This is a genomic window from Streptomyces vastus, assembly GCF_039532825.1.
Classification (GTDB): domain Bacteria; phylum Actinomycetota; class Actinomycetes; order Streptomycetales; family Streptomycetaceae; genus Streptomyces; species Streptomyces vastus.
Map to the genome: position 1 here is coordinate 150,367 of NZ_BAAASJ010000022.1, position 25,194 is coordinate 175,560.

The following is a 25,194-nucleotide window of genomic DNA, read 5'->3' on the forward strand; positions in this document are numbered from 1 at the left end:
ACCGACCGCGTCAGCCGGTCCCGGTCGGGCCTCCCGGAGAGATCAGTCCGGTCTCATAGGCCAGTACGACGGCCTGGACGCGGTCGCGGAGGTCCAGCTTCGACAGGATGCGGCCGATGTGTGTCTTGACCGTGGTCGGGCTGAGGCACAGCCGGTCTGCGAGCTCGGCGTTGCTGAGGCCCGTCGCGAGCAGGCGGAGCACCTCGAGCTCGCGTGGGGTCAGTCCGGACAGGTCGCGGTGGACGCCGGCCGGCCGGGCCTCTTCGCGGTGGGCGAAGCGCTCGATCAGCCGACGGGTGATCGTGGGCGCGAGCAGGGCGTCGCCGGACTGCACCAGGCGTACCGCGGCCACCAGGTGCTCGGGCGTGACGTCCTTCAGCAGGAAGCCGCTGGCCCCGGCGGTGAGCGCGGCGTAGACGTAGTGGTCGAGGTCGTACGTGGTGAGGATGATGACCCGCGTCTCATGCGGGCCCTCGCCGCCGAGGATCCGCCGGGTGGCTTCGATGCCGTCCGTCCGCGGCATCCGGATGTCCATGAGGACGACGTCGGGCCGGGTGCGCCGGACGGCGGCGACCGCCTCGGCCCCGTCGGCCGCCTCGGCCGTCACCTCGATGCCGTCAGCGGCGAGGATCATCCCGAATCCCGTACGCACCAGGGCCTGGTCGTCGGCGATGACCGCGCGCAGCGGCGGCCGGTTCACGTGATCCGCCACGGGACTCGGGCCTTGATCCGGTATCCGCCGGCGAGGGTCGGCCCGGCCGTGAGCTCGCCGCCGTAGACCGCCAGCCGTTCGCGCAGCCCGATCAGGCCGCGGCCGTTGCCGTCCGCCGGCGGTGAGTCGTGGGCGCCGCCGGTGTCGGTGACCTCGATCTCCAGACAGTCGTCGGCGTAACCGATCACGACGGAAGCCTCGGCGCCGGGTGCGTGTTTGATCGTGTTGGTCAGGGCCTCCTGCACGACGCGATACGCCGCCAGGTCCACCCCGGGCGGCAGCGGGTCCGAGGGCAGGGACACCGCGACGCCGACCGGGGTCCCGGCGGCGCGGACCCGTTCGGTCAGGGCGTCGAGCTGCCCGAGGCCGGGCTGCGGCTCCAGGCCGTCGGCGGGGGTGTCGGGGCGGCCCGTGTCCGGGCCGGCCAACAGGCCCATCACATGCCGGAGTTCGGCCATGGCGGCCCGGCCTCCGGCCTCGACCGCCAGAAGTGCTGCCTTCGACCGCTCCGGCGCCGCGTCCATCACCTTGCGCGCCGCGCCCGCCTGGATGACCATCACGCTCACATTGTGGGTCACGACGTCGTGCAACTCGGCGGCTATGCGGGCGCGTTCCTCCTCGACGGCCCGGCGCGTGGCCTCTTCCTGGGCTTCTTGGAGCTGCGCGTACCGGTCCCTGCTCGCCGCCAACTGACGGCGCCAGATCCGGACCAGGCCGGCCAGCACCCCGGCGATCAACAGCACGACTGCCGGGCTCGACCAGCCCGGAAGGATGGGCTCCGTGTCCCGGAACGCCAGGCCTGCCAGCACGGCGGCGATGACCAGTGCGACCATGGCCCACATCCGGTAGCGGCTGTGGACGACGGCACTGTACGCGCCGATGACGCAGGTCAGCACGCTTATCCAGGAGGCGTCGTCGACCATGGCCAGCGTCGCGGCCATCACCACGGCGAACGCGGCCAGCGGATACCGGCGCCGGGCCGCCAGCGGCAGCGCCGACAGCACGACGAGCGGCCAGATCACCGATGAGGGCTCCTCCTCCGGCACCGGGAGGCCCGGGGGCGTCGGCGGCGTCGGGGGAGGGAACGGAGCGTCCTGACCGATCCGGACCGGTCCGCTGTCGGGATAACGCGCGAGCCAGATCAGCGCTACGACGGTCAGCACGATGGCCAGCACCACGTCGGCACGCACCGCACGCCGCGACAACGGGGCGGGCTTCGCCTCCGGGCGCAGCGCGTCGCGCAGTTGCTGACGCCATCCGCGCCGGTCCTCCGTCTCCATGGGCTCATTGTGCGGCCCTCCCTCCCGGGCCCGCGTCCGCCTGAACGGCCAAAACGCCGTCCCGCAGGCGTACTTCGCAGGGATGACCCCGCGGCCGGGTCGTTCGCGGGGAGGGCCGGATGTCGGTGCCGCGGCCGACGCGCCATCAGAGCGCACGCCCCTACGTTCGCCGGGACCGGCCAAGGCATGAGCCCTCCGGGCCCTCTCGACCGTAAGGACGGACCACTCCATGACTCACGTGATCGAACTGGAGGGCGTGGCCAAGCGCTACGACAGCGCCGACGCGCCCGCGCTCGGACCGCTCGACCTCAGCGTCGCCCAGGGTGAGGCCCTTGCCGTGACGGGCCCTTCCGGCAGCGGCAAATCCACGCTGCTGAACCTCGTCGCCGGCCTGGACAAGCCGACCGAAGGCGCCGTGACCGTGGCGGGGCGGCGGATCGACCAGCTGAGCGAGCACGCACTGGCTCGGTTCCGCCGCGAGCGGATCGGCATGGTCTTCCAGTTCTTCAATCTGCTCGACGACCTCACCGTCGCCGACAACATTCAGCTCCCCGCCCAACTGACCGGGACCACGCGCCGCAAGGCGGCGGCCCGCGCCGGTGAACTCATGGAGGTGCTGGGCATCCAGAAGCACGCCCGCGCCTATCCGGGCCGACTGTCCGGCGGCGAACGCCAGCGGGTCGCGGTCGCCCGGGCGCTGGTCAACCGGCCCGCGCTGCTGCTCGCCGACGAGCCGACCGGCGCGCTCGACACCGCCTCGGGCCAGGACGTACGGGAACTGCTGATGGACCTGCACCGGGGCGGGCAGACCATCGTGCTGGTCACGCACGACCTGGCGCTGGCGGAGGCGTGCGCGAGCCGCACGATTCATCTGGTCGACGGTCACCTCGCCCTCGCCACGCATGCGGAGGCCGTCCGATGAGCCGCTTCGGCACCGGCGCGCTCGGCCGGGTCGTACGCTCCGGGGTGGGCCGGCGACGGGTCCAGACGCTGGTGATCGCCGTGGCCACGATGATGGCCGTGGCCTCCGCCGTGGTCGCCGGATCGCTCATGGTCGCCACGAGTGCCCCGTTCGACCACGCCTTCGCCGAGCAGCGCGGTGCGCATATCACCGCGCAGTTCGATCCGGCCAAGGCGAGCACGGCACAGCTGAAGGACACCGGGCAGCTCGACGGCGTCACGGCGAACGCGGGGCCGTTCCCGTCGACGACCATCCACCCGACAGGTCCAGGTGGCGGACACTTTCCGGCGCTGACCCTGGTCGGGCGGTCCGATCCGCACGGCGACGTGGACGACCTGGACCTGAAGTCCGGCCGGTGGGCGGCGAAGCCGGGCGAGATCGTGGTGTCCGCTTCGTTCGCCGGACCCGACATCAAGCCCGGCTTCACCATGAAGGCTTCGGACGCCGTGGACAGTCCGACCCTGACGGTCGTCGGCCTCGCCGTGTCGGCAAGCAAGACCGCCGACGTCTGGGCGACCCCCGGACAGGTCAGCGCACTGGCGTCGGAGGACAGCCCGGTCACGAGCCAGATGCTCTACCGCTTCGACTCCGCGGGGACGAAGGAGCAGATCACCGCCGACCGGAAGAAGCTCGCCGCCGCCGTGCCCGCCGAGGCGCTGCTGGGCACCGAGTCCTGGCTGGACACCAAGCGCGCCGCCGACCAGGGCGCGGCGGCGACCGTCCCGTTCCTCATCGCCTTCGGTGTGCTGGGCATCGTGATGTCGGTGATCATCGTCGGCAGTGTGGTCAGCGGCGCGGTCGGCACCAGCCTGCGCAGGATCGGCATCCTCAAGGCCATCGGCTTCACACCGCGCGAGGTCGTACGCGCCTATGTGGCCCAGGCGTTGATCCCGGCCGGCGTCGGCATCGCGCTGGGGGTCGTAATGGGGAACCTCCTGGCCGTGCCGCTGCTTGAGGACACCGAGTCGGTGTACGGCACTGTCTCGCTCTCGGTGGCCTGGTGGGTGGACCTCGTGGTGCCGGCCGCCGCGCTGCTCATCGTCGGGATCGCGGCGCTGGCCCCCGCGCTGCGGGCCGGGAGACTGCGGACGGTCGAGGCCATCGCGGTCGGCCGGGCGCCGCGCACGGGGCGCGGCCAGTGGGCGCACCGGGCGGCGGGGCGGCTGCCGCTGCCGCGGGCGGTGACCTACGGCCTCGCGAGCCCCGTCGCGCACCCGGTCCGCACAGCAGCGATGCTGCTCGCGGTGGCCTTCGGCACGGTCGCGGCGACCTTCGCGGTGGGGCTGACCGCGTCGCTGAACGCGGTCGGCGACGCGCAGGATCCCGAGGACCACGCCGCGGTCACCGTCATCAGCGGCCAACCGAACGCCGGCCCTGTCGGACCACGCCCCGCGGAGGGTGAGGCCGAAACCCCGGCCGCCGACCCGGCGCGGGTGCGCGCCGTCATCGAGGCACAGGCGGGCACCGCTTCCTGCTACGGCAAGACACAGGAGGAGGTCACCGTGGCCGGGCTCTCCGGCCCGTCCCGGGCCAGCCTCTACCAGGGCGATTCGCGTCCCGGCAGCTACGAGATGATCTCCGGGCACTGGATCACCGGTGCGGGTCAGGTCGTGGTGTCCTCGCGCTTCCTGGAGAAGACCGGCACCAAGGTCGGTGACACGGTGCGGGTGACCCTGCGGAAGCACACGGAGACCCTGCGGATCGTGGGCGAGGCTTTCGACACGTCGGGAGGGGAGCTGGAGATCCACGCGGACCTCGCCGACTTCCCCGCGGCCAAACCCGGCGCCTTCCTCATCGACCTGAAGCCGGGCGTCTCGGCCGCCGAGTACGCCGATCAGCTAGCCGCGAAGGTGCGGCCTCTGGGCGGCGACGTCATGGCCAACTCCTCCTCGGAGCAGGAGAACATGATCCTCATCCTGAACGCGATGGCCGCGCTGCTCACCCTCATGCTGGTCTCCGTGGCCGGCCTCGGTGTGCTCAACTCCGTCGTCCTCGACACCCGGGAGCGCGTCCATGACCTGGGCGTCTGCAAGGCGCTCGGCATGTCGCCGCGGCAGACGGTGAGCCTCGTACTCGCCTCGGTGGCCGGGATCGGCGTACTCGGCGGACTCGTCGGTGTGCCGGCCGGGTTCGCGCTGCACGGCTTTGTGCTGCCCGTGATGGGGCACGCCGCGGGCACCGATCTGCCGCCGTCGGTTCTCGAGGTGTACGAGACCGAGCAACTGGTCCTGTTGGGGCTGGCCGGGATCGCCATCGCGCTGCTGGGCGCGCTGCTCCCGGCGGGCTGGGCGGCCAGGACGCGTACGGCCACGGCTTTGCGGACGGAGTAGCCGACTCTGTCTCGCCGCGCTGCGTCAGGCCGAGGCACGGCCGACGGCCCTGCTTCGTGCCTTCTTCGTGGCCGGATCCGCGGGGCGGCGAGGCTCTCGTGGAGTCCGGCGACTACGCGGCGTTGCGACGGGCAGCCGAGGGGTTCATGCCGTACTTGGCGTGGAAGGCGCGGGTGAAGTGCGCCTGGCCGACGAAGCACCAGTGGGCGGCGATCGCCGCGATGCTGCGATGGGCGAGCAGAGGGTCGGCCAGGTCCCGCATCGCCGCTTCGAGGCGGCGAGAGCGGATGTAGTCGGTGACGGTGCATGACTCGTGCTCGAACAGTCGGTGCAGTGTGCGCGCGCTCATGTGGTGCACGGCGGCGACCCGCGCATGTGTCAGGTCCGGTTCGGCGAGGTGCGCTCTGATGTAGTTCAGGATCTGCAGGCGCAATGCGTCCGCTGCGCCGTCGTCGCCACAGGGGGCGGCCTCGCTCAATGCCGCTGCCACCAGATGCAGTCCCGCTTCGCCGAGCCGGTCGGCGGATGTCCGGTGGATCGAATCCCGCTGCGATACCGCGGAGGACACGTAGCCGGCCAGCACCGCGCCAGGTCCGTCCGCGAGTGGATGGGCACGGTTCATCGACGTGACGACCACGCGCTCGGGCAGGCTCAACGCGCCCCGGGGAAAAGCCATGACCGCGCACGACCACTGCCGCTCCAGACGCAGATGGTACGGCCTGCCGGTGTCGTAGATCGCCATCTGCCCGGGCGCGATCGAGATCTCGCGATCGTCCTGGCACACGGTGGCGTACCCGCTCAGCTGTACGCAGATCTTGAGCAGGTCGATCGGTGTCTGCCGTACGGCCCGTGGGGTGCGCCGCACGATCTGCGGGGTGCCGCTCACCCGGTAGGCGGCGATCGTCCCGAGCTGAGTACCGGCCATCCGCCCATGGGCGGACGGCGCTCCGATGGCCTCGGGGACGAGTCGGCCGAAAGCACGGCCCAACTGCTCTCGCCAGAGTTCGGCCGGGAGAGAGCTTGACTGTTCGGTCCCTGCGGTCGACGACATCACTGTGTGTGCCCTCCCACAAGACTTGGCCTTGTACGACAAAGGCCGAGGCGGGATCAGTCAACAACTCTGCAACGTGACTGACAAGAATCTGTAGCAGGTTTTTCACCGCGCGGGCGACGGGGCCCGCCGGACCGCCGAACCAGAGGTGGTGGGCTGTGGTGGCCATGGCTGCTCGTTACGACTACGTGGTGATCGGTGCCGGGTCGGCCGGCTGCGTTCTGGCCGCGCGACTGTCGGAAGATCACGACACCCGCGTTCTCCTGCTCGAATCCGGTCCTCCCGACGACGCGCCCGAGATTGCCGTGCCACCCGCGTGGCCCGCGCTGTGGGGCACGGAGATCGACTACTCCTACGACACCGTTCCCCAGCCCGGCACCGGCGGGGTGGTCCACAACTGGCCTCGGGGGCGCACGCTCGGCGGGTCGAGCAGCATCAACGCGATGGTGTACCTGCGTGGGCACGGCGCGGACTTCGACGCGTGGGCCAAGGCGGGCTGCGACGGCTGGGACTACGCCTCCGTGCTGCCCTACTTCCGTCGCATGGAGACCGTCGGCGGCCGGGATCCGCAGTACCGGGGTGAGGACGGCCCGATGCGTCCGGCTCCGTCGGCGCAGCCGAATCCGCTGTCGCAGGTCTTCCTCGACGCGGCGGCGGCTACCGGTCATCCGCTGACCGACGACTTCAACGGAGCCGTGCAGGAGGGTGCCGGCTGGCACGACCTGTCGATCGCGGATGGGCACCGCCAGAGCACCGCGGCGGCCTATCTGCCCCCGGTCCGTGACAGCCGTCCGAATCTCACGGTCGCGACGGAGTCTCGTGCCCACAGGCTGCTGTTCGACGGCACACGCTGCACCGGTGTCGAGTACGAACGCCGCGGCGAGCTCGTCACCGCGTACGCGGATGCGGAGGTGGTGGTCAGCGCGGGCGCGGTCGACTCGCCCCGGCTTCTGCTTCTCTCCGGTGTGGGCGCGGCCGACGAGTTGGAGCAGGCGGGTGTCGCGGTCGTGCACGACCTGCCCGGTGTCGGCCGTAACCTGCACGACCATCCGCTGTGTGGGATCGTGTACGAGGCGAGCCGGCCCATCCCGCCAGGGCTCGCCAACCATGCCGAGGTGTCGATGCTGTGGCGCAGCGACCAGGCCCTCGCGGGCCCGGACATGCAGCTGATGTTCATCCACCTGCCGTTCCACCCACCGACACTTCAGGCACCGGAGAACAGCTTCACCTTCGGCGTCGCCACGGTGCCCGAGGCACGCGGCTCTGTCCGGATCGCGGGGCCCGATCCGCAGACGCCGCCAATGATCGATCCGAACTATCTGGGCGCGGAGTCCGACGTGCGCCGCCTGTTGCACGGCATCGAGGTCGCCCGGGAGATCGCCGCCTCCGAACCGTTCGCTCCTTGGCGTGCCCGCGAGGTGCTTCCCGGACCCGACGTCACGGACGAGGCAGGTCTGCGGGAGTTCATCGCCCGGGGCACCGGAACCTACTACCACCCGGTCGGCACCTGCGCGATGGGCGTCGGGCCGGAGGCCGTCGTGGGGCCCGATCTGCGGGTGCACGGCCTGGAGGGCCTGCGGGTGGCCGACGCCTCGGTCATGCCGAGGCTCGTCTGCGTCAACACCAACGCCGCCACGATCATGATCGGCGAGAAGGCAGCGGACCTCATCCGCCGGCCCGGCGCCTGACAACCCGAGCTCACGCGAAGCTGAGGAGAACCCCGCGATGACCGAACTTCTCGACGACGTTTCCTGGCAGGGCAAGATCTACAGCAATGGCTGGACCACCGCCCACGGCGGTGTGCTGGACAGCACCGAACCGGCGACGGGTGCCGTCCTGGCCCAGGTCGGCCTGGCCGATGCCGACGACGTGGCGGCCGCGACCGCCCGAGCCGCCCAGGCCCAAGCCGACTGGGCCGCGGCGACCGGCCCGTCCCGCGCCGCCGTGATCCGCAAGGCCGCCGCCGTCCTCGCCGACAACCGTGCGGAGTTCGAGCGCTGGCTCGTCCGCGAGGGCGGCGCGGTGCCGGGCAAGGCGGCGTTCGAAGTCGACCTGGTGCTGGGGGAGTTGTGGGAGGCGGCGGCGCTGCCCACCCAGCCCTGGGGGCACCTGCTGCCGGCCAGTGAACCCGGCCGGGAGAGCATCGCCCGCCGGGTGCCGCTCGGCGTGGTCGGCGTGATCAGTCCGTGGAACTTCCCGCTGATCCTCTCCGTCCGGGCCGTCGCGCCGGCGCTGGCGCTGGGCAACGCGGTCGTCCTGAAGCCGGACGTACAGACGGCGGTGTCAGGAGGCACGCTGGTCGCGCGGCTGTTCGAGGCGGCCGGCCTGCCCGACGGGTTGCTGCATGTGCTGCCCGGGGACGCCGGGCCCGGCGCGGCGCTGACCGAGGACCCGAACGTCGCCATGATCGCCTTCACCGGCTCGACGGCGGTCGGCCGCGAGGTCGGAGCCACCGCCGGGCGCACGCTGAAACGGGTCTCGCTCGAACTCGGCGGCAACAACGCCCTGATCGTGCTCGACGACGCCGACCTGGAGATCGCCAGTTCGGCGGGAGCCTGGGGCGCGTTCCTGCACCAGGGCCAGGTCTGCATGACCGCGGGCCGGCACATCGTGCTCGAATCCGTCGCCGACGAATACCTCGACCGGCTGGCCAAGCGGGCGCAGGGACTTCCGGTGGGCGATCCGTTCACCGGGCAGGTGGCCCTCGGGCCGCTGATCAACGAGCGGCAGCGGGACAACGTGCACCGGATCGTGGAGGAGACCGTCGGGGCGGGGGCCGAGGTCAGGGCCGGCGGCTCGTACGACGGGCTGTTCTACCAGCCCACCGTGCTGACCGGCGTGACCACGTCGATGCCCGCGTTCCGCGAGGAGATCTTCGGACCCGTGGCCCCGGTCGTCGTCGTGCGCGACGAGGACGAGGCGGTCGCGGTCGCCAACAACACCGAGTACGGGCTGGTCGCCGCGGTGCAGACGGGATCCCCGGACCGTGGCCGCGATCTGGCGCGACGGCTGCGCACCGGCATCGTCCACATCAACGACCAGACCCTGAACAACGACGCCTACGCACCCTTCGGCGGTACGGGCGCCTCCGGCAACGGCAGCCGGTTCGGCTCCCAGAGCAGCTGGGACGAGTTCACTCAGTGGCAGTGGGTCACCTTCCGGGAACAGGCGCACGCCTTCCCCTTCTAGCCATCCGGGGAGCCGCTGTCGAACGTACGTACTTCGGCGTCTGGCCAGTGTGCGGTCGTGAGTGTGCCGGGCGGTTCTCACCGCCCGGCACACTCACGACGCCAGAGCAGCAGTGGGCTTGAGCCGGAGTCGGAGCCAGATCCGATGCTCGACCCATCTATTACAGACTATTGACGTTACGACGAAGAGTTGTAGATTCTGGCGGCATCCTTCTCACCCCGGCCCACCTCAGGAGCTGTCATGGGTGTTGTCTCTGTCTTCTCTCTGACCAGAACGGTCGCCGGACTTGCCGTGGGCGCCATGTTGCTGTCGGGCTGCGGGTCGAGCCTCGACGAGTCCGGCGGGAGCAAAGCCGCAGGGGACCAATCCGCCGGCGCCGTCAAGGTCGGGCTCCTGGTACCGCTGTCCGGGGTCTACGCGCCGATCGGCGAAGACCTACGCGCAGGCTTCCAGCTCTACCTCGACCAGCACAACGGCAAACTCGGCCAGCGCAAGGTCGACCTCGTGACCGCCGACGAGGGCGAGGGCCCGCAGACCGGCGTACCCGCCGCCCAGAAACTCGTCACCCAGGACCAGGTCAGTGCGGTCGCCGGGGTGGTCAACTCGGCCACGGCCCTGGGACTGCGCGACTTCTTCGACGAGTCCAAGAAACCGCTGCTGATCGCCAACGCCGGAGCCGACGACATCACCGGAGCCCGCAAGTCGGAGTACGTGTGGCGGACGAGTTTCAGCAACGGTGACGTGTCCGCCGCCCTGGGCCCGGCCGTCGCCGAGGAGGTCAAGGGCAAGGTCTACCTCATCGCCGCCGACTACGCCGCGGGCAAGGAGATGGTCGCGGGGTTCCGCAAGACCTTCGAGGCGGCCGGCGGCAAGGTCGCGGGGGAGAAGTACACCCCCTTCGGCAAGACGCAGGACTTCCAGCCCTACCTCTCGGCGATCCGCAAGTCCGGCGCCGACGCCGTCTTCGCCTTCTACGCGGGCGCCGAGGCGGTCAACTTCGTCAAGCAGTACAAGCAGTTCGGGCTAGCCGGGAAGACACAGCTGTACGGCACCGGCTTCCTCACCGAGGGCGGGGCGCTCGCCGCGCAGGGCACGGCCGCGGTCGGCGTGAAGACGTCCCTGCACTACTCGACCGAACTGGACAGCGCGACCAACAAGAAGTTCGTGGACGCCTACCAGAAGGCGGCGAAGAAGCCGCCGACGGTCTACGCCGTGCAGGGCTACGACACCGCCGCCGTCCTCGACAAGGCGCTGGCCGAGGCGAGCGGCGACAGCGGTGACGCCCTGGTGAAGGCACTGGCCAAGGTCGGTTCCATCGACAGCCCCCGGGGCGCCTGGAAGTTCGACGCCGACCAGAACGCGGAGCAGCAGTTCTACCTGCGTGAGGTCAAGTCCAGTGGCGGGACGGCCGTCAACACGGTCGTCGGCGAGCTGGACTGAGCGGGGCGGCCGGTATGGCAACCCATCTGGTGAGCGTCCTCAACGGGCTGGCGATGGGCTCCCTGCTCTTCGCCATCGCGCTGGGACTGTCCCTGGTGTTCGGCATGATGGACGTGCTGAACCTCGCCCATGGCGCGGTCTATCTGGTCGGCGCCTACGTGGCGGTGGCGCTGGTCGCCGACGGCGCGGGCGTGGCGGCCTTCGTGCTGGCGGTCCTGGCGGCCGCCGTGGCCGGAGCCGTCCTCGGGGGACTGCTGGCCGCCTTGACGCGCGCGACGACCCACCACCTCGATCAGGCCCTGCTCACGCTCGGTGTGGCCCTGGTGGTCGCCGAAGCGCTGTCGCTGGCCTTCGGCAACGACGTGCACTCCATCGCTGCCCCCGAGCCGGTCGGCGGCGGTGTCACGGTGCTCGGGGAGACGTACCCGGTCTACCGGCTGCTCGTCATCGGGTTCGGCATCGTGCTGGCGCTGGCCGTCTACGTCCTGGTGGAGCGCAGCCCGCTGGGCTCGGTCATCCGCGCCACCGTCGCCGACCGGGCGATGGTGGCGGCGCTGGGCATCAACACCGGCCGGGTGCTGGTCGGGGTCTTCGCCGCGGGCGCGGCGCTGGCCGCGGTCGGCGGAGTCCTGGCCGGTCCGATCCTGGGGGCCCAGCCCGGTCTGGACGAGAAGGTGCTGCTGCTCGCGCTGGTCGTGGTGGTGATCGGCGGTCTGGGCTCGGTCCGCGGCGCGCTGCTCGGCGCCGTACTGATCGGGCAGGTGCAGGCGCTCGGAACCGCGCTGCTCCCGGAGTACGCGTCGTTCCTGGTCTTCGCGGCGATGGCCCTGGTTCTGCTGCTGCGGCCGGCGGGTCTGCTCCCGGCGCGGACGGGGGTGCCCGCATGAAGGCGGAGGCGGAGGCGATGCGCGGTGACACGGGCGGGCCGCAGGACACGACGACGCCCGTTCTCGAACCGCTGCGGAGCGGACCCGGCGGCGCGCACCTCCCCGGGCGCCGCCGGGCCGCTGTCGCCGTCGCGGTCGTCGCGCTGCTGGCGGCGGCCCCGCTGGTGCTCAGTCCTTATCCGGTGTCGGCCATGACCCGGATGCTGGCGTTCGCGGTGCTGGTGATCGGGGTCGACCTGCTGACCGGTGTCACGGGGCTGCCCTCGCTGGGGCAGGCGGCGTACTTCGGTGTCGGCGCCTACACGGCGGTGCTGGTCGGGCTCCACATCACCCCGGACGCGATGGTGCAGGCGCTGGCCGGCCTGGTCATGGGCCTGGTGGCGGCCGCGGTCACCGGCTGGGTCGCCGTGCGCGCTCGCGGAATCGTGTTCCTGATGCTGACCCTGGCGATCGGCGAGTCGGTGCACCAGGTGGCCGACACATGGTCGGCCGTGGGCGGCAGCAACGGACTCGCCGGGATGCCCCCGATCAGCCTGTTCGGCGGTCCGGCGCTGCTCGCCGCGGGGTTCGTCTACTGGTGGGTGCTCGCCGTGGCGGCCCTGGTGTTCGCGGCGGTCGCGCTGGTCGTCCGTTCCCCCTATGGCCGGACGCTGCGGGGCATCCGGGACAACGAGGCCCGGATGCGGGCGCTCGGCTACCGCCCGGCGCTCGCCCGCTACGGCGTCTTCTGTCTGGCGGGGGCCGTCGCGGGGGTCGGCGGTGCCCTGTGGGCGCAGCAGGCCCGGTTCTTCTCGCCCGGTGACATGGGGTTCGAAGTGGCGGCGCTGGCTCTGCTCAGCGTGGTCATCGGGGGTGCGGGCAGTCTGTGGGGGCCCTGTCTGGGTGCGGCTCTCGTGCTGCTCGTACGCGACAACCTCTCCGCGTCGATCGGCGGCCACGGCCCGCTGGTGCTGGGCGCGGTGTTCATCGCCGTCGTCTTCCTGATGCCGCGCGGCTTGGCGGGCCTCACCGGTACTCGTGTCCGCCTGCGGAGCCTCGCCAGTGCGCGCCGCCGAAAGGAGAACTCCTCGTGACCGAACCCCTCGTGACCCCCCTTCTGGAACTGCGGGGGCTCACCCGCTCCTACGGCTCGCTCACCGCCGTCGATGATGTGGACCTGGCGATCGCCCGCGGCGAGCGGCACGCGCTGATCGGGCCCAACGGGGCGGGAAAGTCAACGCTGTTCGCGACCGTGGCCGGGACGCTGCGGGCTTCGGGCGGGAGCGTCCTGCTGTCCGGGCAGGACGTCACGTCACTGCCGGAAGCGGACCGGGCCCGGCGCGGCATGGTGCGGACGTACCAGCACTCCAGCCTGTTCCTCGACTGCTCCGTGCTGGACAATGTCGCTCTCGCCGTCCAGCGCGTCCATCGGGTGGCCCACCGGTTCGACCGGGCGGCACGGCGCTTCAGGCGCACCGAGGCCGAGGCGCGCCGCCACCTCGACTCGGTCGGACTGTGCGGACGTGCGCGGGACAAGGTGGCCGCCCTGTCCCACGGTGAACGGCGCCAGCTCGAGGTCGCGATGGTGCTCGCCACCGAACCCGCTCTGGTGATGTTCGACGAGCCGACTGCGGGCATGTCCGCCGCCGAGACAGAGCGGTTCGTGGCCCTCATGGAGCGCCTGCCCGAGGACCTGACCGTACTCATCGTCGAGCACGACCTGGATGTGGTGTTCCGCCTCGCCGACCGGGTCACCGTGCTGCACCTGGGCAAGGTCCTCGCCTCCGGGTCTCCGGAGGCGATCCGGGCCGACGAGGCCGTACAGCGGGCGTATCTCGGTTCCGCCAGGGCCGAGGACCTGTTCGCCGATGCCGGAGGACCGCGATGACCGAAACGACAGGGATGACAGCGGCGGCCGGGACGACCGGCACCGACCTCCTCAGCGTGCGCGACCTGCGCGCCGGCTACGCGGGTACCACCGTGCTCGACGGCGTCGACTTCACCGTCCCCACCGGTGCGGTGGTGGCGCTGCTCGGCCGCAACGGCGTCGGCAAGTCCACGTTCGTCCACACGGTGATGGGCATGCTCAAGCCGTACTCCGGCAGCATCCGCGTGGACGGACGCGAACTCGCCGGAGCGGCCGCGCACACCGTTGCCCGCAGCGGCGTCGCGATCGTGCCCCAGGGGCGCCGCGTGTTCGCGCCCCTCACGGTCGAGGAGAACCTGCGCATCGCGGCCCGAGCGTCCAAGGCGTCCAGAGCGTTCAGGGGCGGAGGCGGCCCCTGGACCCCGGAGCGCGTCTACGAGCTGATGCCCCGCCTCGCCGAGCGGCGCGCCAACCGGGGCGATCAACTCTCCGGCGGAGAACAGCAGATGCTGGCCATCGGCCGGGCGCTGCTGAGGAACCCGCGGCTGCTGCTCCTGGACGAGCCGTCGGACGGCCTCGCCCCGGCGGTCATCGACCTGATCGCCGAGTTGCTGGAGGGCCTGCGCGGCGAGGGCATCGCGGCCGTGCTGGTCGAACAGGACCTGCACCTGGCCTTCCGTCTCGCCGACGAGGTGGCGGTGATGCAGAAGGGACGCATCGTGCACCGGAGTTCGACTGCTGACTTCCGCCGGGACCGGGCCCGGGCCCACAGCCTCCTCGGTGTGGGCTGACCCAGCTGACCCTGTCGGGCGGGAACGGGGAACCCGTCCAATCCCATGTTCTACAGAACCTTGACGCACTGCGGTACTTCTGTAGAAGATTCCCCTATCGGTACCTGCGCTAGCGCGAGGAGGCGCTCGTCATGGTGGTGGCAAGCAAGCCGGACGTGGTCGAAGCCGCGAACGGAGCGCCGGAGTCCACAGGCACGGTGGTGGTGACCTTCGACCGGAGCCCGGACAGGTACCGGCACTGGAAGCTGCGCGTCGACGGGCCGGTCGCGTGGCTGGAGATGGACGTCGACGAGCAGGGCGGCCTGGTCCCGGGCTACGAGCTGAAGCTCAACTCCTATGACCTGGGTGTGGACATCGAGCTGTACGACGCGCTGCAGCGCCTCCGGTTCGAGCACCCCCGGGTGCGGTCGGTGGTTGTGACGAGCGCCAAGGACAGGGTCTTCTGCGCCGGGGCGAACATCCGGATGCTGGCGGCCTCCCCGCATCACTGGAAGGTGAACTTCTGCAAGTTCACCAACGAGACCCGCAACAGCATGGAGGACGCCTCGGAGCACTCCGGGCTGACCTTCATCGCCGCGGTCAACGGTTCCTGTGCGGGCGGCGGTTACGAACTCGCGCTGGCCTGCGACCGGATCCTGCTGGTCGACGACAACTCCTCGTCGGTGGCCCTGCCCGAGGTCCCGCTCCTGGGCGTGCTGCCCGGGACCGGCGGGCTGACCCGGGTCACCGACAAGCGCCGCGTACGCAAGGATCTGGCCGACCTGTTCGCCACCCGCAGCGACGGCGTACGAGGCAAGACGGCGGTGGACTGGCGGCTGGTCGACGAGGTCGTCCCGCGCCGGGACTTCCGCACGGTCGTCGAGCAGCGCGCCGTGGAAGCGGCCGCGCACAGCACCCGGCCGACGGACGCCGAGGGTGTCGAACTGACACCGCTGGAGCGGGACGTCACCGAGGACGGCATCACGTACCAGTACGTGCGCGCCGAGTACGACCGTCCGCTCGGCCTGGTCCGCATCACCGTACGGGGCCCCGTCGAGGACGCCCCCGCCGACGCCGCCGCGATCCACGACGAGGGAGCCGACGGGTGGCTGCTGGCCGTCACCCGCGAGCTCGACGACCTGATCCTGCGGCTGCGGGCGAACGAGACCGAGCTGGGCACCTGGGTGCTCCGGACGGAGGGCGAATCGGCGCTCGTACTGGCCCATGAGCAGGCGGTGCTGGGCGCCGCCGCCGAGGGCGACTGGCTCAGCAACGAGATCGTGCACTACTACAAGCGCACCCTGAAGCGGCTCGACGTCACCAGCCGCAGCCTGGTGGCGCTCATCGAGCCGGGCAGTTGCTTCGCGGGTCTGCTGCTGGAGCTGGCCCTGGCCTGCGATCTGCAGTACATGCTGGACGGCCCGCCCATCGAGGACCCGGACAGCGACGAGCGCGCCCAACTCATCCTCTCCGAGGCGAACTTCGGCACCTTCCCCATGGGCAACGGCCTGTCCCGCCTCCAGTCCCGCTTCTACCAGGAGGACGACCACCTCGACTGGCTGCGCCGCGAGGCCGGGCAGCCGCTGAGCGCCGCCCAGGTCCGGGAGCTCGGCCTCGTCACCGACGCGCCCGACGACATCGACTGGGAGGACGAGATCCGCATCGTCCTGGAAAGCCGGGCGGCGCTGAGCCCGGACGCCCTGACGGGCATGGAGGCCAACCACCGGTTCGTCGGCCCGGAGACCATCGAGACCAAGATCTTCGGACGGCTCACCGCCTGGCAGAACTGGATCTTCATACGCCCCAACGCCGCCGGCCCCGAGGGCGCGCTGCGCCGCTACGGCACCGGCCAGAAAGCGGTCTACGACCGGAAGCGAGTGTGACCCGATGCCCACGAAGATCGACTACGACTCCAAGATCCCCAACAACGTCGCTCTCGCCGACGACCGCCGTCTGCAGCGGGCGCTGGAGGGCTGGCAGCCCAAGTTCCTCAACTGGTGGGGCGAAATGGGCCCGGAGCTGGAGAACCGAGGCGTCTATCTGCGTACCGCCGTGTCGGTCGGCCGCGACGGCTGGGCCCACTTCGACCACGTCAACGTGCCCGACTACCGCTGGGGCATCTTCCTCGCCGAGCGCGACCCCGACCGCCGCGTCGCCTTCGGCGAGCACAAGGGGCAGCCGGTCTGGCAGCAGGTGCCCGGCGAGTACCGCGCCGACCTGCAACGGCTGATCGTCGTCCAGGGCGACACCGAGCCGGCCTCCGTCGAGCAGCAGCGCCTCCTGGGCCTGACCGCCCCGAGCCTGTACGACCTGCGCAACCTCTTCCAGGTCAATGTGGAGGAGGGCCGGCACCTGTGGGCGATGGTCTACCTGCTGCACGCCTACTTCGGCCGGGAGGGCCGCGAGGAGGCCGAGGCGCTGCTCCACCGCAACTCCGGCAGCCCCGACTCGCCGCGCATCCTGGGCGCGTTCAACGAGGAGACCGCCGACTGGCTGGCCTTCTTCATGTTCACGTACTTCACCGACCGGGACGGCAAGTACCAACTCGGCTCGCTCAAGGAGAGCGCCTTCGATCCGCTGTCGCGGACCTGCACCTTCATGCTGAAGGAAGAGGCGCACCACATGATGGTGGGCACCACCGGCGTCGACCGCGTGGTGACCCGCAGCGCCCAACTGGTCCGCGAGCACGACACGTTGGACATCGCCGCCTGCGGCGGCATCCCACTGGACATCATCCAGAAGTACATCAACTTCCACTACACGGTCTCCCTGGACCTCTTCGGCAGCGAGACCTCCACCAACGCGGCGAACTACTACACCGCCGGGCTCAAGGGCCGCTGGCAGGAGGAGCGCCGCAAGGACGACCACCGGCTCACCGACCACAGCGCCTTCCTGGACAAACCGCTGGCGGACGGCACCTGGTCGCAGGACGAGGTCCCCGCGCTGCTCGCCCTCAACCTGGACCTGCGCGACGAGTACATCTCCGACTGCGAGAACGGCCTCAAGCGCTGGAACCGGATCCTGGAGGAGCACGGGATCAGCTTCCGGCTGAAGCTGCCGCACCCTGGCTTCAACCGGAACGTCGGCCTCGCCGCCGGCCACCACGTCACCCCCGACGGCACGATCGTCGACGAGCGGACCTGGGAGGCCGGCCGCCACCACTGGCTGCCCACCGCCGAGGACCTGGCGTTCGTACGGTCGCTGATGCAGCCTGTGTACGAACGCGGCAAGATCGCGAGCTGGGTCGCACCGCCGGTCAACGGCATCAACGGCCAACCGTTCGACTACGAGTACGTCCGACTGGTGTGAGGTGAGCCGGATGCCTGAGGCGTTCAACACGGCGGACTATCTGGTCGACCGGCACGTGCGGGAGGGCAACGGCGCCCGCACGGCACTCGTCACTCCCACACGCACGCTGACCTACGAGCAGCTGTCGGCGGAGGTCCGCCGCGTGGCAGCCGGGCTGCGCGCCCTCGGCATACGCCCGGAAGAGCGCGTCCTGCTGTGCATGGTGGACGACATCGAGCTCTTCACCGGCATCCTCGCCGCCTTCCACATCGGCGCAGTGGCCGTCCCCGCCTCGACCATGCTCACCGGTCCGGAGCTGGGCAAGCTGGTGGCCGACGCGCGCTGCCGGGTGGTGCTGGGCTCCGCCGAGTTCGCGCCGGTCGTACGCGCGGCACTCCAGCAGGCGCCGGAGGTCGAGCACGCCGTCCTGACCGGAGAAGACAGCACAGGACTGCCCGGCCACGTCCAGGGCCGCACCTGGCAGCAACTGCTGGACGCCGGCACCGGTATGGACGACGGGCCGTATCCGACCTGGCCGGACTCGCCCGCCCTGTGGCTGTACACGTCGGGTACCACGGGCACGCCCAAGGCGGCCATGCACCGCCACGTCGACATCAGGTTCGTATCGGAGAACTACGGGCAGCGGGTGCTGGGCATCGGCCCGGAGGACCGATGCCTGTCGGTCGCGAAGCTCTTCTTCGCATACGGCATCGGCAACTCGCTGTTCTTCCCGCTGGCGGCGGGCGGAACGGCACTGCTGGAACCTTCCAGGCCCTCTCCCACGCTGTTCGCGAAGCGGGCGGCCGGCGACCGGGCCACGGTCCTGTTCGGCACCCCCAGCTTCTTCGGGCCGCTGCTCGCGAGCGCCGACATCCCGGACGACGCCTTCGCGACGGTGCGGGTGGGCGTCTCGGCCGGAGAAGCGCTGCCCGCGCGGATGTACGAGGGGATGCTGGAACAGTTCGGTGTGGAGGTGCTCGACGGCATCGGGTCCACCGAGATGCTGCACATCTTCATCTCCAACCGCTCGGGCCGCGTCCACCCGGGCTCCTCCGGAGAACCCGTCCCCGGGTACAAGGTGGAGCTGCGCGACGTCGAGGGCCACGTGGTGGAGGGCGACGGCACACCGGGCGAGCTGTACGTGCGCGGTGAGTCCGCGGCCATCGGCTACTGGTGCCGGGCCGAGACCACCCGTCAGGTCTTCCTCGGCGACTGGGTGCGCACCGGCGACACCTACATCCGCAACGTCGACGGCACCTACACGTGCATGGGCCGCACCAACGACCTGCTCAAGGCGGGCGGCATCTGGGTCGCGCCCGCCGAGGTGGAGGAGCGACTCCTCGCCCATCCGGACGTGGCCGAGGTCGCCGTGGTCGGCGTACCGGACGCGGACGGCCTGGACAAGCCGGTCGCCTGCGTGGTGCCCAGGCCCGGGCGTGAGGTCGACCCGGACGCCCTCGTCGCCTGGTGCCGGGAGGGCCTGGCCGCCTTCAAACGCCCGCGCGGGGTGATCGGGCTGCCCGAACTGCCCCGTACGCCCACCGGCAAGATCCGCCGCAACGTGCTGCGCGCCATGGTCCGCGACGGTTCCTGGGCAGAGGCGCCCTCGTCGCCGACGACATCAAGCTGACGTCCTCCCTGCCACTCGCTCCCCGCCACTCGGCAAGCCACTCTCTTCCCCCTGCACCAAGGAGGACGTGCATGTCCCCGTGCCCCGCGGATCACAGCACGGATCTGCTCATCGTGGGAGCCGGCCCCACCGGCCTGTTCGCCGCCTACTACGCCGGTTTCCGCGGTCTGTCGGTGACCGTGCTGGACTCGCTGCCCGAGCCCGGTGGCCAGATCAACGCCATGTACCCGGAGAAGCAGATCTTCGACATCGCCGGATTCCCGGCGGTACGCGGACGTGAGCTCGTGGACCGGCTCCTGGAGCAGGCCGCACCGTACGACCCGTGCCATCTGCTCGGCCACCGAGCCGAGACGATGGAGCGGATCCCCGGGGCCGGTGGCGGGCCGGACACCTTCACCGTGACCACGCACCAAGGGGCGCGCGTGCGGGCCAGGGCCATGCTCATCACCGGCGGCATCGGCACCTTCACGCCCCGCCCTCTGCCGGCCGCCGCCGCGTACGAGGGCGCCGGACTGGCGTACTTCGTGCGCAGGCCGGACGACTACGCGGGCCGGGACGTGGTGATCGTCGGGGGCGGTGACAGCGCCTTCGACTGGGCCGACACCCTGCACCCGCTGGCCGCCTCGGTGACCCTGGTCCACCGCCGCGACACCTTCCGCGCGCACCCGGCCACCGTGGCCGCCGTACGGGCCGCGGGCGTGGAGATCCTCACCGAAGCCGAGCTGACGAAGGTCATCGGCGACGGCGGGGACATCGAGGCTGTGGAGGTCACCCGGCGCGACGGGCAGACGCACCGCCTGCCCTGCCGGGGGATCATCGCCGCCCTCGGCTTCACCGCCAACCTCGGCCCGCTGCTCGGCTGGGGCATCGACATCGCCCACCGGCGCCACATCCCGGTCGATTCGGCCATGCGGACCTCTCTCCCGGGGGTCTACGCGGCCGGAGACATCAACGACTACCCCGGCAAGGTGCGGCTGATCGCGGTCGGCTTCGGGGAGGCGGCGACCGCCGTCAACAACGCCGCGCACCACATCGACCCCGAGCAGCCGGTGTTCCCCGGCCACTCCACCGACGTATCCACGGCGGCCCCCGCCGTCGCGTAGCACCGAAGAGGACCGATAGCCCATGCCCTACGTGATAGCCGAGGCGTGCATCGACGTCATGGACCGCTCCTGTATGGAGGAGTGCCCCGTCGACTGCATCTACGAAGGCGACCGCAAGCTCTACATCAACCCGATGGAATGCATCGATTGTGGCAACTGTGAGCCCGTCTGCCCGGTCCAGGCGATCTCCCAGGACCGCCGGGTGCCGCCGGAGCTGAAGGACTTCGTCGCCGACAACAAACGGTTCTTCACCGAGTCCCTGCCGGGCCGCGACGAGCCGATCGGCCTGCCGGGCGGCGCCGTCGGCCACGGCCCGGTCGGCGCGGACACCGAACTCGTCGCCGGGTACGACCCGCGCGGCTGAGCACTCTGTGAGGGAGGCGCCGTGATCGACGGCGAGATCGTGGTCGACGCGCACGTCCACGCCCCGAGGCTGTCCACACTCAAACCGGCCTGGTTCGAGTGGGCGGACACGTTCTCCGGCGACCATCCGTGGCGCGACGCCTACGACGAGCGGGGGGACCCCGTTCCCGAGCGGCTGGACGCCCTGCTGGAGTCCGAGGGCGTGGACCGTGCGCTGCTGTTCTGCGAGTACAGCCCACGCGCCACCGGGATCCAGCCGATCGAGGACCTGCTGCCGATCGTCGCGTACAACCCGGTCCGCTTCCGCCTGGTGGCAAACGTCAATCCGCACCTGCACCACCCGCTGGTGGCAGAGGCCGAACGCCAGCTGGACCTGGGCGCGGTCGCGCTCAAACTGCACCCCGTGCACGGCGGATTCGACCCGGCCGACAAGGAGTTCTACCCGCTGTACGCGCTCTGCGCCGAGCGCGGCGTCCCGGTCGTCCTGCACTCGGGCACCTCCAGCTTCCCGGGCGCCCGCGCCCGGTACGGTGATCCGCAGCTTCTGCTCGACGCCGTGGAGGACTTCCCGGACGTGCAGTTCGTGTTCGCCCACGGCGGGCGGGGCTGGTGGTACGACACCGCGGCGTTCCTCGCCCTGGCCAGGCCCAACGTCTGGCTGGACCTCGCCGGACTGCCCCCGCGCAAACTGCCCGAGTACTACGCCCGGTTCGGCCTGGCGAGGCTCGCCACCCGGTGCATCTTCGGCACCGACTGGCCGGGGGTGCCCGGCGCCTCCCGCAACATCGCCGCGCTGCGTGCGCTGGGCCTGCCCGCGGACACCGTGCGCGCCGTGCTGTCCGGCAACGCGGCCAAGGTCTTCCCGGGCCTCGGAGTGTAAGGACATGACGAGTGTAGGGACATGACGATGGGTCAGCGGTAAGCCCGGCGGGTCGGTACGGTGCGTCCGCGCGATCTCACTTCTCGCCGTGCCCCTCGGCCAGCTCCTCCCAGCGCCGCAGCGCCAACGGATTCCACTCGGCGTGCCTGCTGTGGAAGAGGTCCGCCGCCTTGGCGCCGCTCCAGTTGGCGGGCAGCAGCTTCGACGGAAGCCGCGGATCGAGGAAAGGGAAGCGGCGCCACTCGTGCACCAGCATGGTCTGCGCATGCAGGACGGCGGCGCCGTCGGCGGGGCGCAGCCCGGTGAACTCGTCGATGAACGCCTCATAGCGGTCCTCCACCTCGCTGAGGTCCCAGGCTCGGGCCACCATGGCCGCCTCGCTGCCCACAGCGCCGTACGTGGCGGTGAAGGACATCGCGTCGTCGGCGAGCCCGAGTTCCTTCAGGACGCCCAGCGCCTCCGCCTCACGGTCGGCGTGGGGCGTGATCCACACCCCGGGCTCCGGGGAGCCGAAGCCGGCCCAGGTGAGCCGGGTGCGCACCCGATGCCGCAGATCCCGCTTGGCCTCCGGCACCGAGACCAGCACCACCAGCCAGGTGCCGTCCCAAGGGCGCTCTCCGCTGCCGAAGTCGTAGATGCGCTGTGCGCCCTCGGTCAGCAGTCGCCGCCCCGGTGGGGTGAGCGCCCAGCGGACGCGGCGTCCCATCCGCTCGGAGGCCAGCCAGCCCTCTGCCGCGGTCCGCGCGAGCGACTGGCGGGCCGACTTCTCCTCGACACCGAACATCGCCAGCGCATCCACCAGCGCGGAGGTCCACACCGGCGTGCCCTTGGGCAGTACGTACTCGCCGAGCATGGTCATCAGCAGCGACCGCGCGCTGACGTCACCGACCTCCCGGCGTCGGCTGACCACCGGCCGTGCGCTCCCCGCTGCGGCCTGGTCGGCACGCTCCCTCCGGCCCGGTCCGCGCGACGCACGATCCACCATCGTCCTTCACTTCCCTTGCTGCCGGCCGATCCGATGTATCACGCCGTCGCGTGACATCGACGTCATCAGCGTATCCAGGGCGCTCCGGCACGACGGCCCGGACCGAAGCCTCTCCTCAGGGAAGCCCGCCCTTTCCTACACAATATCTTGTCGGTACGGAAATTATCAGTAGAGTGTCAGTCGCGTCGGCGGGCCGCCGACCAGAACGAGCGAGGTGGCAGCCATGCCGGTCTACGCCCTCGGACCCGACGAGCCGGACATCGATCCCAGCGCCTTCGTCCACCCGGACGCCGTCGTGATCGGGTGCGTGTCGATCGGCGCGGAGGCCAGCGCCTGGCCCGGGGCGGTCCTGCGTGGAGACCACGGCGGTCGCATCGAGGTCGGCGCCCGCACCAGCATCCAGGACGGAACCGTGCTGCACACCACCGAGCAGTGGCCGACCGTGATCGGACCCGAGTGCGTGGTCGGCCACAACGCCCACCTGGAGGGCTGCACCGTGGAGCGCCGCTGCCTGATCGGGTCCGGTTCCATCGTCCTGAACCGGGCCACCGTGCGGGAGGGCGCGGTGGTCGGCGCCGCCGCCCTGGTCCCCGAGGACTTCGAGGTCCCGCCCAAGACCATGGCGCTCGGCGTCCCGGTACGGCTACGCGGAACACCGGTCGATCCCTCCTGGGTGGAGTACGCCGTACGCACCTACCGGGACGCCGGCGCGCGCTACCGGCGTGATCTCCGGCGCATCGACCGTTGAGAGCCATCGACCCCTGAGAGCACGAAAGGTGGACCCGCCGTGGCCGCGAAACTGCACAGCTACCTCGCCGGTGACTGGTACGAGGCACCCGACGAGGGGCGCCCCCTGCTGGACGCGGCGACCGGCGCCGAGGTGGCCCGGCTCTCGGAACGAGCCGTCGACGCCGCGGCCGTACTGCGCCACGCGCGGGAGGTGGGCGGCCCGGCACTGCGGGAGCTGACCTTCCATCAACGTGCCGGTCTGATCAAGTCGTTGGGCAAGCACCTGGCCGCCCACACGGACGAGTTCCACGCACTGTCCACCCGCACCGGAGCGACCCGCCGCGACTCCGCGCTCGATGTCGACGGCGGCATCGCGGTGCTCTTCGTCTACGGCAGCAAGGGCACCAAAGAGCTGCCCGACGGGCATGTCCTGCCCGACGGCGACATGGAAACGATCGGCAAACAGGGCACCTTCGCCGTACGCCACGTCCATGTGCCGCGGCAGGGTGCGGCCGTGCAGATCAACGCGTTCAACTTCCCCGTGTGGGGCATGCTGGAGAAGCTCGCGCCGGCTCTGCTGGCGGGCCTGCCGTCCGTGGTCAAACCCGCGGGCCAGACGGCCTACCTGACGGAGCTGGTGTTCCGCCGCATCGTCGAGTCCGGCATCCTCCCCGAAGGCGCCGTCCAGCTGATCTGCGCCCCGCCGGACGGCATTCTCGACGCGCTCACGGGACAGGACGTGCTCAGCGTCACCGGGTCCGCCGCGACCGCCCGCACCCTGCGCAGCCACCCGGCCGTCGCCGGCTGCGCCGTCCGCTTCAACGCCGAGGCCGACTCCCTGAACTGCGCGGTCCTGGGTCCCGACGCCACCCCCGGCACCCCCGAGTTCGACCTGTTCACGCAGACCCTGGTCACCGAAATGACCGTCAAGGCCGGGCAGAAGTGCACCGCGATCCGCCGCGCTCTGGTGCCCGCCGGCCTCATCGACGACGTACAGGAAGCGGTCCGCGCCAAGCTGGCCGACCTGCGTGTCGGCAACCCCGCCGATCCCGCCGTCACCATGGGCCCGCTGGCAGGACTCGGGCAGCGGGAGGAGGTGCTGCGCGCGCTCAAGGCGCTCACGGCGGCGGCCCGCCTCGTCCACGGCGACCCCGACCGGTTCGAGGTCCTGGAAGGCGACAGGGAACGCGGTGCCTTCCTCCCTCCGCTGCTGCTGCGCTGCGACGACCCCGACCGGGCCGAGCCGCACGAGGTCGAGGCGTTCGGCCCCGTCACCACCCTTCTGCCGTACGACGGGACCGCCGCCCACGCGATCGCGCTGGCCGCGCGCGGCGAGGGCAGCCTCGTCGGCTCGGTCGTCACCCACGATCCCGGCTTCGCCCGTGAGGCCGTACTCGGGGCCGCCCCGTGGCACGGTCGCCTGCTGCTCCTCGACCGCACCGACGCCGGGGAGTCCACTGGCCACGGCTCGCCGCTCCCGCACACCGTGCACGGCGGCCCCGGCCGGGCGGGCGGCGGCGAGGAACTCGGCGGCATCCGCAGCGTGCTGCACCATATGCAGCGCACCGCCGTCCAGGGGCCGCCCGCCATCCTCTCGACACTCACCGGGCTCCATCCGGTCACGACCACGGAGCCACAGGGCGAGGCGTAACACCATGGCCGATTTCGGCAAGTGCGCTCTGGAGCGCACGAAGCCGTCGGCCGGCTGCCGATGGCGAAGCGGGCCGGAGGGGCAGCCGTCTCGTCCAGC

21 protein-coding genes are annotated in these 25,194 nt (G+C 71.1%); 17 read left to right on the forward strand and 4 right to left on the reverse strand.

Annotation, left to right across the window (positions count from 1 at the left end; all coding sequences use genetic code 11):
- Positions 1–10: 10 nt before the first annotated feature.
- Together ABD357_RS10460 and ABD357_RS10465 are read right to left on the reverse strand one after the other, a co-directional pair.
- Positions 11–712 (reverse strand): response regulator, encoded by a 702-nt coding sequence (locus tag ABD357_RS10460; protein ID WP_344389224.1) that lies wholly within the window; start codon positions 710–712, stop codon positions 11–13.
- Entirely contained in the window at positions 697–1,992 is a 1,296-nt protein-coding gene (locus tag ABD357_RS10465) for a sensor histidine kinase (RefSeq protein ID WP_344389226.1), read from the reverse strand. Before ABD357_RS10465 ends, ABD357_RS10460 begins: the two co-directional genes overlap by 16 nt.
- A gap of 229 nt (positions 1,993–2,221) precedes the next feature.
- Here ABD357_RS10465 and ABD357_RS10470 point away from each other — a divergent pair, with 229 nt between their 5' ends.
- Together ABD357_RS10470 and ABD357_RS10475 are read left to right on the forward strand one after the other, a co-directional pair.
- Complete coding sequence (locus tag ABD357_RS10470) at positions 2,222–2,914, forward strand: ABC transporter ATP-binding protein (RefSeq protein WP_344389228.1); 693 nt, start codon at positions 2,222–2,224, stop codon at positions 2,912–2,914.
- Entirely contained in the window at positions 2,911–5,283 is a 2,373-nt protein-coding gene (locus ABD357_RS10475) for an FtsX-like permease family protein (RefSeq protein ID WP_344389229.1), read from the forward strand. The genes ABD357_RS10470 and ABD357_RS10475 overlap by 4 nt, the downstream gene beginning before the upstream one ends.
- 112 nt (positions 5,284–5,395) lie before the next feature.
- Here the strand turns inward: ABD357_RS10475 and ABD357_RS10480 are convergent, their stop codons facing one another.
- A complete protein-coding gene (locus ABD357_RS10480) occupies positions 5,396–6,334 on the reverse strand; it encodes an AraC-like ligand-binding domain-containing protein (protein ID WP_344389231.1) in 939 nt (312 codons plus the stop codon).
- A 167-nt stretch (positions 6,335–6,501) separates the two neighbouring features.
- Here ABD357_RS10480 and ABD357_RS10485 point away from each other — a divergent pair, with 167 nt between their 5' ends.
- The 13 genes from ABD357_RS10485 (at position 6,502) to ABD357_RS10545 (ending at position 21,730) form a co-directional block, all read left to right on the forward strand.
- Entirely contained in the window at positions 6,502–8,022 is a 1,521-nt protein-coding gene (locus ABD357_RS10485) for a GMC family oxidoreductase (protein WP_344389233.1), read from the forward strand.
- A 37-nt stretch (positions 8,023–8,059) separates the two neighbouring features.
- On the forward strand, positions 8,060–9,523 hold the full coding sequence (locus ABD357_RS10490; RefSeq protein ID WP_344389234.1) for a benzaldehyde dehydrogenase: 1,464 nt from the start codon (positions 8,060–8,062) through the stop codon (positions 9,521–9,523).
- Between the two features lie 240 nt (positions 9,524–9,763).
- On the forward strand, positions 9,764–10,963 hold the full coding sequence (locus ABD357_RS10495) for an ABC transporter substrate-binding protein (RefSeq protein WP_344389236.1): 1,200 nt from the start codon (positions 9,764–9,766) through the stop codon (positions 10,961–10,963).
- Between the two features lie 14 nt (positions 10,964–10,977).
- Positions 10,978–11,850, forward strand: coding sequence for a branched-chain amino acid ABC transporter permease (locus ABD357_RS10500; RefSeq protein ID WP_344389238.1), 873 nt, complete (start codon positions 10,978–10,980; stop codon positions 11,848–11,850).
- Complete coding sequence (locus tag ABD357_RS10505) at positions 11,847–12,923, forward strand: branched-chain amino acid ABC transporter permease (RefSeq protein WP_344389239.1); 1,077 nt, start codon at positions 11,847–11,849, stop codon at positions 12,921–12,923. Before ABD357_RS10500 ends, ABD357_RS10505 begins: the two co-directional genes overlap by 4 nt.
- Positions 12,920–13,717 (forward strand): ABC transporter ATP-binding protein, encoded by a 798-nt coding sequence (locus ABD357_RS10510; RefSeq protein ID WP_344389240.1) that lies wholly within the window; start codon positions 12,920–12,922, stop codon positions 13,715–13,717. Before ABD357_RS10505 ends, ABD357_RS10510 begins: the two co-directional genes overlap by 4 nt.
- Positions 13,714–14,487 (forward strand): ABC transporter ATP-binding protein, encoded by a 774-nt coding sequence (locus ABD357_RS10515; protein ID WP_344389242.1) that lies wholly within the window; start codon positions 13,714–13,716, stop codon positions 14,485–14,487. The genes ABD357_RS10510 and ABD357_RS10515 overlap by 4 nt, the downstream gene beginning before the upstream one ends.
- 131 nt (positions 14,488–14,618) lie before the next feature.
- Positions 14,619–16,349 carry a 2,3-epoxybenzoyl-CoA dihydrolase gene (boxC, locus tag ABD357_RS10520; protein ID WP_344389244.1) on the forward strand — a complete coding sequence of 577 codons (1,731 nt, stop codon included), beginning with the start codon at positions 14,619–14,621 and terminating at the stop codon, positions 16,347–16,349.
- Positions 16,350–16,353: 4 nt separating this feature from the next.
- A complete protein-coding gene (gene boxB / locus ABD357_RS10525; protein ID WP_344389246.1) occupies positions 16,354–17,775 on the forward strand; it encodes a benzoyl-CoA 2,3-epoxidase subunit BoxB in 1,422 nt (473 codons plus the stop codon).
- 10 nt (positions 17,776–17,785) lie between these two features.
- Positions 17,786–19,384: a benzoate-CoA ligase family protein gene (locus tag ABD357_RS10530; protein ID WP_344389248.1), complete on the forward strand. Its 1,599-nt coding sequence runs from the start codon at positions 17,786–17,788 to the stop codon at positions 19,382–19,384.
- Positions 19,385–19,455: 71 nt separating this feature from the next.
- Positions 19,456–20,487, forward strand: a complete 1,032-nt coding sequence (locus tag ABD357_RS10535) for an NAD(P)/FAD-dependent oxidoreductase (RefSeq protein ID WP_344389250.1) — start codon at positions 19,456–19,458, stop codon at positions 20,485–20,487.
- Positions 20,488–20,509: 22 nt separating this feature from the next.
- Positions 20,510–20,851, forward strand: coding sequence for a ferredoxin (gene fdxA, locus ABD357_RS10540; RefSeq protein WP_344389252.1), 342 nt, complete (start codon positions 20,510–20,512; stop codon positions 20,849–20,851).
- 21 nt (positions 20,852–20,872) lie between these two features.
- Complete coding sequence (locus ABD357_RS10545) at positions 20,873–21,730, forward strand: amidohydrolase family protein (protein WP_344389254.1); 858 nt, start codon at positions 20,873–20,875, stop codon at positions 21,728–21,730.
- A 76-nt stretch (positions 21,731–21,806) separates the two neighbouring features.
- Here ABD357_RS10545 and ABD357_RS10550 read toward each other — a convergent pair whose 3' ends face one another.
- Positions 21,807–22,640, reverse strand: a complete 834-nt coding sequence (locus ABD357_RS10550) for a PaaX family transcriptional regulator (protein WP_344389255.1) — start codon at positions 22,638–22,640, stop codon at positions 21,807–21,809.
- Between the two features lie 298 nt (positions 22,641–22,938).
- Here ABD357_RS10550 and ABD357_RS10555 point away from each other — a divergent pair, with 298 nt between their 5' ends.
- Positions 22,939–23,463, forward strand: coding sequence for a gamma carbonic anhydrase family protein (locus tag ABD357_RS10555; RefSeq protein ID WP_344389256.1), 525 nt, complete (start codon positions 22,939–22,941; stop codon positions 23,461–23,463).
- A gap of 39 nt (positions 23,464–23,502) precedes the next feature.
- The gene (paaZ, locus tag ABD357_RS10560) at positions 23,503–25,095 is read left to right on the forward strand and encodes a phenylacetic acid degradation bifunctional protein PaaZ (protein WP_344389258.1); all 1,593 of its coding nucleotides are present in this window, start codon (positions 23,503–23,505) and stop codon (positions 25,093–25,095) included.
- Positions 25,096–25,194: the final 99 nt, after the last annotated feature.

What these genes read in the sequence shown, in the direction of transcription:
- ABD357_RS10490 (WP_344389234.1), top strand. Translation starts at nt 8,060, where the DNA reads ATGACCGAACTTCTCGACGACGTTTCCTGGCAGGGCAAGATCTACAGC.
- ABD357_RS10465 (WP_344389226.1), bottom strand. Translation starts at nt 1,992, where the DNA reads ATGGAGACGGAGGACCGGCGCGGATGGCGTCAGCAACTGCGCGACGCG.
- ABD357_RS10505 (WP_344389239.1), top strand. Translation starts at nt 11,847, where the DNA reads ATGAAGGCGGAGGCGGAGGCGATGCGCGGTGACACGGGCGGGCCGCAG.
- fdxA (WP_344389252.1), top strand. Translation starts at nt 20,510, where the DNA reads ATGCCCTACGTGATAGCCGAGGCGTGCATCGACGTCATGGACCGCTCC.
- ABD357_RS10530 (WP_344389248.1), top strand. Translation starts at nt 17,786, where the DNA reads ATGCCTGAGGCGTTCAACACGGCGGACTATCTGGTCGACCGGCACGTG.
- ABD357_RS10480 (WP_344389231.1), bottom strand. Translation starts at nt 6,334, where the DNA reads ATGTCGTCGACCGCAGGGACCGAACAGTCAAGCTCTCTCCCGGCCGAA.
- ABD357_RS10485 (WP_344389233.1), top strand. Translation starts at nt 6,502, where the DNA reads ATGGCTGCTCGTTACGACTACGTGGTGATCGGTGCCGGGTCGGCCGGC.
- ABD357_RS10535 (WP_344389250.1), top strand. Translation starts at nt 19,456, where the DNA reads ATGTCCCCGTGCCCCGCGGATCACAGCACGGATCTGCTCATCGTGGGA.
- ABD357_RS10555 (WP_344389256.1), top strand. Translation starts at nt 22,939, where the DNA reads ATGCCGGTCTACGCCCTCGGACCCGACGAGCCGGACATCGATCCCAGC.
- ABD357_RS10475 (WP_344389229.1), top strand. Translation starts at nt 2,911, where the DNA reads ATGAGCCGCTTCGGCACCGGCGCGCTCGGCCGGGTCGTACGCTCCGGG.
- ABD357_RS10495 (WP_344389236.1), top strand. Translation starts at nt 9,764, where the DNA reads ATGGGTGTTGTCTCTGTCTTCTCTCTGACCAGAACGGTCGCCGGACTT.
- ABD357_RS10470 (WP_344389228.1), top strand. Translation starts at nt 2,222, where the DNA reads ATGACTCACGTGATCGAACTGGAGGGCGTGGCCAAGCGCTACGACAGC.
- boxC (WP_344389244.1), top strand. Translation starts at nt 14,619, where the DNA reads ATGGTGGTGGCAAGCAAGCCGGACGTGGTCGAAGCCGCGAACGGAGCG.
- ABD357_RS10500 (WP_344389238.1), top strand. Translation starts at nt 10,978, where the DNA reads ATGGCAACCCATCTGGTGAGCGTCCTCAACGGGCTGGCGATGGGCTCC.
- boxB (WP_344389246.1), top strand. Translation starts at nt 16,354, where the DNA reads ATGCCCACGAAGATCGACTACGACTCCAAGATCCCCAACAACGTCGCT.
- ABD357_RS10515 (WP_344389242.1), top strand. Translation starts at nt 13,714, where the DNA reads ATGACCGAAACGACAGGGATGACAGCGGCGGCCGGGACGACCGGCACC.